This window comes from Bacillus altaicus (genome assembly GCF_042136375.2).
GTDB classification, from domain to species: Bacteria; Bacillota; Bacilli; order Bacillales; family Bacillaceae_G; genus Bacillus_A; species Bacillus_A cereus_U.
Genome location: NZ_CM143394.1, coordinates 1,572,079 through 1,585,239, shown reverse-complemented (window position 1 = coordinate 1,585,239; position 13,161 = coordinate 1,572,079). Strand labels below are relative to the sequence as shown.

Here is a 13,161-nt window from a genome sequence, read left to right as displayed (position 1 = left end):
TTTTTTTATTTTTTCACCTTTTTTCGTACATCTTCTATTAATTCATCCATCGTTTTCCCTTCTGTTTTTATACGAAGAGTTTGTGCTGTTCTCCACACATTTTCTCTCTTTTTCGCTTCTTCTATAATAGAAATTTCCTTCCTTACTTCTTTTAAATCTTTTCCTTCTGTTTCAAGTCCAAAATGTTCAGCTTTCGTTCGAAAATGCTGTTCAATTCTTTGTTGCATTTCTTTTTGTTCAGGATTTTCAGCCGCCTTAACTGGATCAGCACTTATCGCTTTTATTAAAATCAGACAAGTCATAATGGCTAATATGTATTTGTACATGTAAAATCCTCCAACCCGATATAAATTACATTTTTACTATGTACAATTAGAGCTTGGAAAATTCGTCCACAAAATTATTTTTCTCGTCCAAAAGCGACTACTATCAAGCGTTAATGGACTTTTATTACATTTTATTTACAAAAAAAAGCAAACCCTTTAAAGAGTTTGCTTTTCATCTATCTTATAGCGCACATTCTTCAATCTCAAATCCTAAATCTTCAATCATACCCCAGTCCGCAGTCGGCTCTTGTCCAGCTGTTGTTAAATAGTCCCCGACAAAGATAGAGTTTGCTGCAAATAAACCAAGTGGCTGTACAGAACGTAAATTAAGTTCTCGACCGCCTGAAATACGAATTTCTTTTGTTGGATTTACAAAACGCATCATCGCCAGCACTTTTAAACATTCTACAGGTGTTAATTCTTTTTGTCCTTCCAGCGGAGTACCCTTTACAGCAACAAGGAAATTACACGGAATAGAATCCGCATCTAAACGTTGTAATTCAAAGGCAATTTCAGCGCGCTGTTCAATCGTTTCTCCCATTCCGAAAATTGCTCCAGAGCATGGAGAAATACCGGCTTGCTTCGCTTTTTGGACTGTATCAACACGATCGTCATACGTATGCGTTGAACAAATGCTATCATAATTGTTGGCATGCGTATTTAAATTGTGGTTATAACGATGCACACCAGCTTCTGCTAACTGACCTGCTTGATCTTCATTTAAAAATCCTAAACAACAGCAAATTTTCAAATCTGTCGTTTCACGAATTTCCTTAACTGCTCCAATAACGTGATTTACTTCTTTATCCGTCGGACGACGACCAGATGCAACAATACAATATGTACCTGCTTTACGACGAATTGCTTCGTGCGCTCCTTCAACAATTTTCTCTTGTGTTAACCATGCATACTTATCAATCGGTGCTTCTGAAATAATAGACTGTGAACAGTACCCGCAATCTTCAGGACATAATCCAGATTTCGTATTTATAATCATGTTCAACTTTACTTTCTTACCAAAATGATGATGGCGAATGATGTAAGCTGCATTCATAATTTCTAAAACCTCTGTATCATCAGCTTCTAATATTGCAATTGCATCTTCTTTCGTAATCATTTTCTCTTCTACTACGTCGTATGCAAGTTTTTTCCAATCCCTTTTTGTTTGTACTTGTTTCATTTCATCTCTTCCCCTCTTTTGTTATATACGTAAATAAAGCATGATATGTTGCTACTATCCCTTCTTTTTCCGTGAAGTCTCTTTCGTATATACGAAGCATCTTACGAAAGAGTGAAGGACTTTGACAATAAGACTCTTCATTACTATTGGTCGCTCCTACTTTTCGAATAGAATGTAGAAACTCCCTAACTTCTGTAAAGTTTTCTATGTAACATGTTTCAGAAACATGTACATCTCCTAATGGATTTTTGCATACGTTCACTAACTGTTCTTTCGAAACGAATCGTTGTCCAATTGAAGTACAATTGTGTATCCCCTTTTCTTTCTTAGCGCGTTGGAAAGACATATGCAATTCTTGGAAAGTCGTATTACCAAACGTTGAAAATAATAACATTCCCTCTTCAGACAAATAGTTAAATAAATTTTTCACTGTCGCTTTTAAATCATTAAGCCATTGAAATGTCGCATTTGAAATAATGACATCATATGAATCTTCTAATTTTAATTGTTCAATATCTTCACATCGAAACATCACATTTTCCACATTATTTCTAGTTTTCGCGACTGCAATCATCTCATTAGCAAAATCAACGGCTGTAATATGCGCTTTCGGAAATAAATTTGATAATTGCTCTGTTACATATCCTGTTCCACATCCAAGTTCTAAAATACGTATCGATGATGTTTCACTATATCGTTCCTTCAATGTAGAAAGTAACGAATGTGCCATCTTTTTTTGTACATTTGCATATTGATCGTAGGATACAGCCGCCCCGTTAAACCGTTTTTGCAGTAACGTTTTGTTGATCATGTCGTATCCCCTCTACAAATTGAATAATTTCATTTGCACAATATTCAAAATTCGTTACACATAATGCATGCCCAGCCTCGCTTACTACTTTTAGCTTAGCATTCCTATTCTCTGTCATACTATGAGCTGCGGATAATGGACATATTACATCCTGCTCTCCATGAAGAAGTAACAACGGAACTTTGACATCCGTTAATTCGTTTCTCATATCTGTTTCTATTAAATAATCTAAGCCTAATTGTAAAGACTGAATCGAGTCTCCTTTAAAATTCAGCGCAATCTCTTCAAAACTCGTATTCTCCTTCAGCTCATTTTTTGTAAACATATTTTCATAGAAACGCTTCAAAGTATCTTCTTTCTTTCTCGTTAAATTCTTTTTCATACGTTCTACATGTAAGGAATTCCATCCACTTGTATAGTCACTTGTATTGGTAAATTTAGTGGTACCACCAATTAGTACCATACCTTTCGCCTTAATCTTTTTATAAGCTTGTACTGCTGCTAATGCTCCTAGTGACCATCCAACTAAAATTACATTTTCATCCTGCGCTACATCTATTATTCGCCCCGTAAATTCACTTTGTTCTTTCACGTTACGCCACTCTACACATTGAACAGAATATCCTTTAAAATACGGCAGAACTAAAGTCCAAACACCTTCTTCCATTCCCCACCCAGGAATAAAAATAATCTTTAGCTCTTTCATACTAAAAACCCCTCTTCTTTACCAATGCGTATAATATGCTGAATAGCCCATTTTAAATCAGCTATTGTATGTTGTGACGTAACTGCAAAACGGACTCGGGAACTGCCAACCGGAACAGTTGGTGGACGAATTGCAATTGCTGCAATACCTACCTCTTGTAATCTTTCACTAAACCGTAAAGCATTTTCATTTGAACCGACTACAATCGGTACAATATGAGTTGAGCTATTCCCAATATCAAAACCAGCTTCTTGTAAATGCGCCCTGAAATATGCACCATTCTCTATAAGTCGCTCTCTTCTTTCGTTATCTTCTTTCACAATTTCAATTGCTTTTCGTATCGCCCCTAATGTTCCTGGTGGTAAAGATGTAGTAAAAATAAAGCTTCTCATCATATTTTGTAAATACTCTATATAAATGGAATCACCCGTTAAATACGCACCATAACACCCTAGAGCCTTACTAAACGTCCCCATATGTATATCAATTTTTTGAGCAATATCTTTTTCTATATGAGATAATCCCGCTCCACCGATTCCATATATTCCACTTGCATGTGCTTCATCAACTATAATGATTGCCCCGTATTTCTCTTTAAGCTGAACTAAACCTCTCAAATATGCAGTATCTCCATCCATACTAAAAACCGTATCTGTTACGATTAATTTCCTCTTTTCTGGTGACGCTATTTTCAACATCTTCTCTAAATGATCCAAATCATTATGACGATATCTTTTATGCTCTGCTCCGCTTAATATAATTCCATCAACGATACTCGCATGATTTAATTTGTCACTAAAAACAATATCGTGGCGACCAACTAACGAAGAAATCGCCCCAACATTCGCGGTATATCCACTATTTACAATCAAGGCTTTTTCAGTGCCTTTCCAATCGCATATACTTCTCTCAACTTCTTCATACAGTGGATAATTTCCTACAACGAGACGAGATGCTGTCGATCCAGTTCCATATTTTCTTGTACAGGCAATAGCAGCTTCTTTCAACCTTTCATCTCCAGCTAATCCTAAATAATTATTCGATGCTAGATTTAGCATCCTTTTCTTACTTCGAATAAGCCATGTCTCTTCGGATCGCTCTGTTATATGTAAATTACGATACTGCCCTTGCTCCTTTAATTGTTCTACTTTAGATTGAAGATGCGCGCGCCACGTTTGATTCATTTTGGATGAGCTCCTCTAATTTTGAAATCATAATATGCTCTTTTGCCGATTCTAATAATTCTTCCTTAGTAAATTCCCCTTCAAGGAATGGTAATAAACCTAAAACTGGCACTCCACTTAACTCCTCAATCATTACTTTATTTTCTTGCACTCTTTCCTTTTCACATTCTTTACAAACAGATAAAATTACACCTGCTACTGTTAAACCATGTGCTTTTGCATAAGAAATTGTTAAAACAGTATGATTAACTGTCCCAAGTGTAGGACGTGCTACTACAATAAGAGGAAGCTCTAATTCTTTTGCAAAATCAATTACTAAAGCATCTTCTGTATACGGGACGGCAAGCCCACCAGCCCCTTCTACAAATAGGCTATTAAACTCTTTTAGTAGTTCATTATAGTGATCAGTAATTTCTTTTAACGTCACTGTCCTTCCAGCTCTTTTCATAGCCAGTCTCGGAGCAAGTGGTTCTTCAATGGAATAAGGACAAATTTTATCTTCTTTTGTCGGTACACCCGATAATGCTTTTAATCTTGCTGCATCTCCCTCAGGATTTGATGCAACATGTCCACTTTGCAACGGTTTATATACACCAACATTATATCCACGCTCTCGAAATATACCTGCCAACGCTCCTGTCACTACCGTTTTTCCAACTTCTGTATCCGTTGCTGTTATAAAGAAACCACTCATTACTCTTCCTCCGTAATATCCGAGATTGCTTTATATAAAATGCGTAACATCTCATCGATTTCAGCCATTGTAGACGCAAGAGGAGGCATAAATACAATGGTGTTACCAAGCGGACGTAAAATCATGCCTAACTCCCTTGAGCGTTTACACACTTGAACACCGACTCTTTCTGTCCATTCAAACGATTCTTTCGTTTCCTTATTTTTCACAAGTTCAATACCAACCATTAGCCCACACTGACGAATATCTCCTACGTGCTTATATTCATTAAGGGCTTCTAATTTTGTTGCTACATATTCTGTTTTATGCGCAACATCTTCTATTAAATTAGTTTTTTCATATAGTTCTAAATTTGCAATTGCTACGGCACACCCTAACGGATTCCCTGTATAACTATGACCATGGAAAAATGTTTTTTGTTCTTCATAGTCTCCTAAAAAGGCATTATAAATTTCATCTGTCGTTACCGTAATTGCCACCGGTAAATAACCACCGGTTAAGCCTTTTCCCCCAGTTAAAATGTCTGGCGTCACATCCTCATGTTCACATGCAAACATTTTCCCAGTACGCCCAAATCCAGTCGCTACCTCATCTGTAATAAATAATACATTGTATTTTGTACATAAATCGCGAAGCCCTTTTAAGTATCCTTTTGGCATTGTAATCATCCCGCCAGCACCTTGCATTAATGGCTCCACAATGATAGCTGCTACTTCTTCATGTTTTTCTTGCAGCAATTCTTCCATTTCTTCTAAATGTTTCTTTACAATTTGTTCCTTATTATCTCCATAAGGAGAACGATATGTATATGGATACGGCATTTTAATTGCCTCAAATAATAGTGAACTATACACTTGGTGAAACAAGTCTATTGCTCCTACTGAAACAGCACCTATTGTATCACCGTGATATGCTTCTTTTAATGTAACAAATCTTTGTTTTCTCGGTTTTCCTTTATGCTGCCAATATTGAAAAGCCATCTTAATTGCAATTTCAACAGCGGTAGAACCAGAGTCTGAATAAAATACTTTCTTCAAGCCTTCTGGTACAACATCAATTATTTTTTCTGCTAATAAAATAGATGGAACGTTAGCAAGTCCTAACATAGTAGAATGAGCAATTTTATTTAATTGCTCACGAATTGCCTCATCCAGTTCCGGTACTTGATGCCCATGAACATTTAACCAAATAGACGAAACACCGTCCCAATATTCATTTCCATTTACGTCGTATAGCTTTCTTCCCTCTCCACGTTCAATAATGACAGGATCTTCTTCTAAATAGTCTTTCATTTGTGTAAATGGGTGCCATACGTAATCTTTAGTCTTCTTCGATAATTCTTCATATGTATAAGACGATTTTTCACTCGTGTTACTATTAACAGCCACAATTGTCACCCCTAATGTCAACTTGTTTATAGATATAGTTAACATTAAAAACAAATGACTGTCAATTATTTTCAAATCAAATAGTTCTTAAAAAAGAACAACTTATCATACGATAAGTTGTCCTACTTTCCATGTTGTATCTTTCCAATTTCTAAAATAATCTCTTCATCTTTTTTTCCTTCTGTATCAATTCCAAGCTGCTTAGCATGCTCAATTAATAAATCATGGCGCTGCTCAAACCTAGCGGTATCTACTTCTTTCGTAATCTCTTCTTTTGTTTTCCCTTCAGTAGAAACCCCTAGTTTTACAGCTGATTTTTCCATCGATTTCTTCTCTTCAGTTTCTTTCACTTTCTTCACTTCTGACTGCTGTATTTGCTTTTGTTTCGACTGCCCTGATTCAGCTGCAAAAGCTGTGTAAATTCCAGCACTTCCGCCAACGACTAGTAAGGTGGTAAAAAGAATTATTTTTTTCTTCACTCTTTCCTCCCCTTTCAAATTCATTATAACGCACATTTTTACAGTATTAAAAACATTTCTCCTTTATTTCCCTAAAAAAATATTAAACATTTTTATTGACATGTATGATGAATATATGATAAAAATTTAACTAACATCATATGAATCGGCGTTGATAGGATTTAGTAGTATTTCGTTTTCTGATTTCAGAGAGCTGGTGGTCGGTGCGAACCAGTACAGAGCGATTTATGAATTACCCCCTGGAGCTTCTTTTACGAAACGTGAGGAGTAGTGAAAGACGGTTTAGACCGTTATGTCTAAAGAGTGGTGAAACGACACTGTTTCACAATTTAGGGTGGTACCGCGAATTTTTCGTCCCTGCATATATTGCAGGGGCGTTTTTATTTTATTAGCGCATATCATATGACCCTTTATTTTGTGATACATTCCTTTCACAAGCTAGGGTGGTACCGCGATTTCTTCGTCCCTGCATAATTATATGCAGGGGCGTTTTTTTATCCAATCATTTCCGTATCATATTGAGATGTTGACAATTACCGGTATTTTGTCAAAAAATTCTAAATTTTAGAAGGAAATATACAATATTGGCGAATTTCATATAAAAAAGGCTATTTTAGATTACTTAGGAGGGGAAAATAATGATTTCAAAAATTGAATCTGTTCTTTTAACAATTTTTATTTTTTTCTGTATTGGCTTTAGCGTTATTCAATTAGAAGTTTCACCACATATCCCAATTTTATTCGGCATCGTTATTTTATTAGCGTTTGGATTTATGAAAAAAATCTCTTGGTCTACTATGGAAAAAGGGATGATAAGTAGTATTTCAGCTGGTATTCCATCTATTTTTATTTTCTTACTTGTAGGAGTATTAATTAGTGTTTGGATCGCAGCTGGAACAATTCCAACTTTAATGGTATACGGATTCCAACTTGTATCTCCAAAAATTTTCGTTCCTACCGTTTTTGTTGTTTGTGCAATTGTTGGAACGAGTATCGGTAGTGCATTTACAACTGCAGCAACAGTAGGGCTTGCCTTTATGGGAATGGGTAGTGCTCTCGGATACGATCCAGCTCTTATTGCTGGTGCAATTATTTCTGGTGCATTCTTTGGGGATAAAATGTCTCCTTTATCTGATACAACAAACTTAGCTCCAGCTGTAACTGGTGTAGATTTATTTGAACATATTCGCAACATGCTTTGGACAACAGTCCCTGCTTTCATTATTGCTTTTATCGCATTTTTCATTTTAGGAAGCGGCACTAGAGGCGACGTTGATTTCACAAACTTTATTAGTACGTTAGAAAAAAATGCAACGATTTCTATCGTTACACTTATTCCGATTTTATTACTGTTCCTATTCGCATTTAAGAAAGTACCCGCAGTTCCAACATTACTTGCAGGAATCGTAGTAGGGATCATCATTCTCTTTATTTTTAAACCTAGTACTTCTTTAGCTGATTTAATGAAAATTATGCAAGACGGTTACGTTTCTAAAACTGGTATAAAAGATATTGATAGCTTATTATCTCGCGGTGGTTTACAAAGTATGATGATGTCAATTGCTCTTATTTTCCTCGCTCTTTGTATGGGTGGTTTACTACAAGGAATGGGCATTATCACGCAGCTGATGAATATCATCTCTAGCTTCGTAAAAAATAGTACACGCTTAATCGTCTCTACCGCTTTCACTGCAATTGGTGTAAACTTCTTACTTGGCGAACAATACTTATCAATCGTTTTAACAGGACAAGCATTCGCTAACAAATACGATGAAGTCGGTTTAGAACGTCGTAATTTATCACGCGTATTAGAAGATGCAGGTACCGTTATTAATCCACTGGTACCATGGGGTGTAAGCGGCGTATTCTTAACAAACGTCCTTAGCGTGCCAACCTTAGATTATGTTCCATACGCAATCTTCTGTTTAGCTTGTCCAGTCTTAACAATTATTGTTGGTTTCACTGGGATTGGTCTTTCATGGAAGAAAGAAAAAACAGTACCAGCTTCATAATATATACGTAAAAAAAGGATTACCGATTACGGTAATCCTTTTTTTACAATACTTTACTATCTATTTGCTTTCTTTCTTCTAAATAACATAAGTAATCCCGCTCCAACAAACGCCAGACCAGCTCCAATTGTAGAAGCAACACTCGCACCTGTTTTCGGTAAATCACGCTCATCTTTTTCAGCTTCTTTATTTTCACTTACAGTTGTTGTTGTTTCTTTTGTATCTTGATTATCCGTTGTAGTTTGTCCAGATCCTGCGTTGTTTCCATCTTGTTTTGGTTCATTTCCATTATTACCTTCATCTGTTGGCGGTGCCGTTGGATTCTCCCCATTATTGCCATCACCTGTTGGTGGTGTCGTTGGATTCTCTCCATTATTGCCATCACCTGTTGGCGGTGTCGTTGGATTCTCTCCACCAGTTTCCTTATCACCGTCGTTCTTCTTCGTTATATCAATTGCATATTTAGCGAATTCATTTTCAGATGGTCCAACATATGATATCTTTCCATCTTTCTTTATATGATTTTGTGCATTTGGTGAAGAATCAAATGTTGTATTTAATTTATCTGCAACAATCGGCTTAAACGTCCAATTTTGATCTGCTGCTGGATCAATAATTGGTGTTTCTTGCATATATTTCACAATGATTTGACGTGTTTCATCTTGTGATTGGTATACAACTTCCCCTTTACTTACACCAGGGAACGTTTGGCTACTTCCACGATAGTTATTTGTAGCTACGATGAACTCTTGATTGTCAGCTACAGGCTTACCTTCATACGTCATATTTACAATACGATTCGTATTTTCATTTACAACTTTACCATCTTTATCGTATTTCGCTGGTTGCGTCACGTCAATTTCGTATTTTAGACCATCTAAAATATCAAAATTATATGTAGGATAACCTATATTTACTAGTGGCTGCTCTTCTGTTTTCGCTGGATCAATTTTATTAAACTGACCAGCAGACATTTCAAGCCATTCTTTTACTTGTGCCCCGTTTACTTTTACAGCATATAACGTATTTGGATATACATATAAATCCGCTACGTTTTTAATTGCTAACGTCCCTGCTGGAATATCCGTATAATATGTAGCACCGTTTCGGCCACCTGCTTTAAATGGTGCTCCTGCAGATAAAACTGGAAGCTTTTTATAGTCATTATATTTTTCATTTTCAGCGAATAGCTTTTCTACATACCATTTTTGTGCATTTGTCACAAGTTGTACAGAAGGATCATCTTGTACTAATGAAAAATAACTATTAATTGGCGCTGTCGTTTTTCCTACAGCTGTATTCACATAATCAATTGTCGCTTGATGATCATCTTTAATTTCATTAACTAATTTTTGATCAGATTCTACTAATGGGGTACCTTTACTATTAGCAATCGGGCGAAGTTGTGGCTTAGATTGATCTTTTTGTACTTCCCATTTTCCGTTTACCTTTTTCAATTGCATATCAATAATACCTAAGTTACTACCAAAAACACCAGGCATTACAACTGGAACACCATTAAATATATCCGTCACTTCAGTATGTGAATGTCCCATTAATACTGCATCTACGCCAGGAACTTTTGTTGCTAAATGATATGATGCATTTTCCATTTTATTCGCTTCTTTATATTCGCTCTTATCGACGCCCGAATGAGCTAATGCAATGATAATATCTACACCCTCATCTTGCATTTTTTTCACCATTATTTTTGCTGTCGCGACGATGTCTTTCGCCTTTACTTTTCCTTCTAAGTTCGCTTTATCCCAGTTCATAATTTGTGGTGGAACAAATCCCATTACACCAATTTTCACTATTTGTTTTTGGCCTGCTTCATCCACTACTTCTTTCTTTAAAATATGATATGGTTTAAAATAATTTTCATCGTTCTCTTCCTTATCATCATGGTCAACTTTATAGACATTCGAGTTAATAACCGGGAATTTCGTTTTTTCAATCACTTTGTTTAAATAATCTAATCCATAGTTAAATTCATGATTCCCAAGAGAGATGACGTCATACTTCATTAAATTCATTACACGATATAATGGATGTGTATAACTAGGATCCACAGGCTTCTTCGGATCATTTATTTTATTCGCTACATAATCTCCAAGCGGTGTCCCTTGTAATGCATCCCCATCATCAAATAGGACAGAGTTCTTCGCTTCTTCACGCGCTTTATTAACAAGTGTTGCAGTTTGCACGAGACCTACTTTATTATCTGTTTTCGTTTGATAATAATCGTAATTCATTAAGTTAACGTGAATATCTGATGTTTCTAGAATTCGCAAGTTAACTGTACTCTCCCCAGTATTCTCATCCGCATGAGCTGTTGTTGGCAGCACTTGTGGCGCTATTACACCAATAGCAAGAGTTGCTCCAGCTAGCATTTTTTTTGACTTTTTCACAAAAAAATCCCCCTTATATAATTACCCCAAAATAATGAAGTGCATCTCTATCAGTCCCTAACCACATACCTTTTTTCTTCTATTAGAGCGATGCTTTTCACTTTATCCCACGTTAACGAACAACAGACTGCTCCCTCAAAGAAATAGGTAAACAAAAAGTTCCACTGCTCTTTAACGCCCGATTGGTTAAGATACATCATTAGTAGGAAATCATGCTCCACTAACAATAATTTCACCTTATCTGACATTATCATATATAAAGTTCTTTCGTATCGTCAATATTTTTTGACAAACTTCAACAAATTTTCTGTAAAGTTTTCATAAACATATAATATGCCCTTACATTGCTTATACTGCTGAATATGATACAATTACCAATTACAAGGAGGATGAATTTATGAAAAAAGTCATCTTAACAATTGTTTGTCTCCTCCTTCTAATCATTTCTTGTTCTAATTTTGAAAAGAACGATGAGACAGAACAAAAAGAAACTGAAGGAAAAGCAGAAACAACATCTGCTCCGAGTTGGATTGATAAGCAAACGAATGACTCTTTTTATCACCTCGTATTAGGTGATTCATTTGCAAAAGGATATGGATCTACACAAGGGGGATTTGCCGAATTAGCTTCTAGACAATTAGAAGGACAAATTCATAAACCAATTACGGTAGAAAACCTCGGTGTAAATGGTCTCACTACAGATCGTCTCGTTAAGAAAGTCCAGTCAGAAGAAGTTCAACAAAAAATTAGGGAAGCAAATATCATTACTATTAGTATTGGAGGAAATAATTTATTCCGCTTAAATCGTGATGTAGGTGTTATAGATGGTATTAAAATGTTAAATAAAGAAAAAGCCCGTTTTGAAACGGATGTAAAAAATATTGTAAAGACCGTTCGAGATCAAAATCCGAATGCTTTACTCATTCTCTCTGAACTCTATAACCCTTTACAACTAGATGACTCCATCGCAAGTTATGCAGATATGTTTTTAGACGGTTGGAATGATTCTATTTATTCTATTTCAAAAGCACATCAACCGTCGATTGTTTTACCAATTCGCAAATTAATATCGAATGATAAAAAAGAGTTACTATTTGACCAAGTACACCCAAATGATAACGGTTATGAGATTATTGCCAATACATTTACAAAGCAAGTGTTACCCTACAAATATTAAGGCTATCATGAAACAATTCTATTTTTATACCTTGTCTTTTTTGTTACAATGATAGTGGAAGGGGGCCATTATATGGAATCACGCGAGTGGGAACGTATTGTTGATCATCTTCTTTCGCTAGTGCCTCTTTTTTATCGCAAATTTATGCTTCCTGGAGAGTTTTCTTCTCAAAGACATATGCCGCCATCACATACGCAAGTGTTACTGCTTTTGCATGAAAATGGTACATTAGCAGTTTCAGAAATTGGCAAGCGGCTAGCGATTTCACGGCCTAACATGACCCCTCTATTAAACAAACTTATTCAAGAAGAACTAATAGAGCGTCATTATAGCGAAAAAGATCGACGGGTCATTTTAATTTCCCTAACAACTGAAGGGAAATTGTTAGTAAGTCAGTATCAGCAATTCATTTTAGACAAACTAAAAGAAAATTTTCAAACATTATCTGAGGAAGAGCGTGAAAAGCTCATTTATTCTCTTAAAACCATTCAAAATTTAATTTTGAAAACAAACGCATAAAGCTGCTTCTAAATAGAAGCAGCTTTATGATTCGTAATAATTACCATAGTATACATTTGAATACGGCCATGTCATTAAATACGGCTTTTGTTCTTGAACAGGTTGCTGCTGAGGCTGTTGCATTTGCTGTATTTGTTGCTGTGGATACACTCCGAATTGCTGCCTCATATCATTTACAGCATAATAATTTGTATACGGATATACTTGAGGTACGTAGTAGTAATAATACATTCATTCTCTCCCCCTTTTTCTTAAACATATTCAAAGGAGAAAA

Annotated in this window: 13 protein-coding genes and 1 other annotated feature; of the genes, 3 read left to right on the top strand and 10 right to left on the bottom strand. The window is 35.8% G+C overall.

Annotated features, from left to right (window positions below):
- Positions 1–5 precede the first annotated feature (5 nt).
- From ACE38F_RS08380 to ACE38F_RS08345, 8 genes are all read right to left on the bottom strand, one after another.
- On the bottom strand, positions 6–326 hold the full coding sequence (locus tag ACE38F_RS08380; protein ID WP_002145881.1) for a hypothetical protein: 321 nt from the start codon (positions 324–326) through the stop codon (positions 6–8).
- A gap of 181 nt (positions 327–507) precedes the next feature.
- Entirely contained in the window at positions 508–1,506 is a 999-nt protein-coding gene (gene bioB, locus ACE38F_RS08375) for a biotin synthase (RefSeq protein ID WP_000815853.1), read from the bottom strand.
- A 1-nt stretch (position 1,507) separates the two neighbouring features.
- The gene (gene bioC / locus ACE38F_RS08370) at positions 1,508–2,317 is read right to left on the bottom strand and encodes a malonyl-ACP O-methyltransferase BioC (protein WP_375369486.1); all 810 of its coding nucleotides are present in this window, start codon (positions 2,315–2,317) and stop codon (positions 1,508–1,510) included.
- On the bottom strand, positions 2,283–3,023 hold the full coding sequence (locus tag ACE38F_RS08365) for an alpha/beta fold hydrolase (RefSeq protein ID WP_215554103.1): 741 nt from the start codon (positions 3,021–3,023) through the stop codon (positions 2,283–2,285). Before ACE38F_RS08365 ends, bioC begins: the two co-directional genes overlap by 35 nt.
- A complete protein-coding gene (gene bioF / locus ACE38F_RS08360; protein WP_215554104.1) occupies positions 3,020–4,207 on the bottom strand; it encodes an 8-amino-7-oxononanoate synthase in 1,188 nt (395 codons plus the stop codon). Before bioF ends, ACE38F_RS08365 begins: the two co-directional genes overlap by 4 nt.
- Positions 4,173–4,901 (bottom strand): dethiobiotin synthase, encoded by a 729-nt coding sequence (gene bioD / locus ACE38F_RS08355; protein ID WP_375369487.1) that lies wholly within the window; start codon positions 4,899–4,901, stop codon positions 4,173–4,175. The genes bioF and bioD overlap by 35 nt, the downstream gene beginning before the upstream one ends.
- Positions 4,901–6,334, bottom strand: a complete 1,434-nt coding sequence (bioA, locus tag ACE38F_RS08350) for an adenosylmethionine--8-amino-7-oxononanoate transaminase (protein WP_215556631.1) — start codon at positions 6,332–6,334, stop codon at positions 4,901–4,903. The genes bioD and bioA overlap by 1 nt, the downstream gene beginning before the upstream one ends.
- 77 nt (positions 6,335–6,411) lie before the next feature.
- Complete coding sequence (locus ACE38F_RS08345) at positions 6,412–6,768, bottom strand: hypothetical protein (RefSeq protein WP_215554106.1); 357 nt, start codon at positions 6,766–6,768, stop codon at positions 6,412–6,414.
- A gap of 142 nt (positions 6,769–6,910) precedes the next feature.
- Positions 6,911–7,130: a binding site (T-box leader), on the top strand.
- A gap of 276 nt (positions 7,131–7,406) precedes the next feature.
- Between ACE38F_RS08345 and nhaC the strand changes: the two genes are divergently transcribed.
- Positions 7,407–8,780, top strand: a complete 1,374-nt coding sequence (nhaC, locus tag ACE38F_RS08340; RefSeq protein ID WP_375369488.1) for a Na+/H+ antiporter NhaC — start codon at positions 7,407–7,409, stop codon at positions 8,778–8,780.
- Positions 8,781–8,836: 56 nt separating this feature from the next.
- On the opposite strand, the gene cpdB is transcribed toward nhaC, so the two are convergent.
- On the bottom strand, positions 8,837–11,191 hold the full coding sequence (gene cpdB / locus ACE38F_RS08335) for a bifunctional 2',3'-cyclic-nucleotide 2'-phosphodiesterase/3'-nucleotidase (protein ID WP_375369489.1): 2,355 nt from the start codon (positions 11,189–11,191) through the stop codon (positions 8,837–8,839).
- A 397-nt stretch (positions 11,192–11,588) separates the two neighbouring features.
- On the opposite strand from cpdB, the gene ACE38F_RS08330 reads away from it, so the two are divergent.
- Both ACE38F_RS08330 and ACE38F_RS08325 read left to right on the top strand, forming a co-directional pair.
- Positions 11,589–12,368, top strand: a complete 780-nt coding sequence (locus ACE38F_RS08330; RefSeq protein ID WP_375369490.1) for a GDSL-type esterase/lipase family protein — start codon at positions 11,589–11,591, stop codon at positions 12,366–12,368.
- A gap of 72 nt (positions 12,369–12,440) precedes the next feature.
- A complete protein-coding gene (locus ACE38F_RS08325; RefSeq protein ID WP_098776594.1) occupies positions 12,441–12,887 on the top strand; it encodes a MarR family winged helix-turn-helix transcriptional regulator in 447 nt (148 codons plus the stop codon).
- Between the two features lie 24 nt (positions 12,888–12,911).
- Here the strand turns inward: ACE38F_RS08325 and ACE38F_RS08320 are convergent, their stop codons facing one another.
- The gene (locus ACE38F_RS08320; RefSeq protein ID WP_215554111.1) at positions 12,912–13,118 is read right to left on the bottom strand and encodes a hypothetical protein; all 207 of its coding nucleotides are present in this window, start codon (positions 13,116–13,118) and stop codon (positions 12,912–12,914) included.
- Between the last annotated feature and the right edge of the window lie 43 nt (positions 13,119–13,161).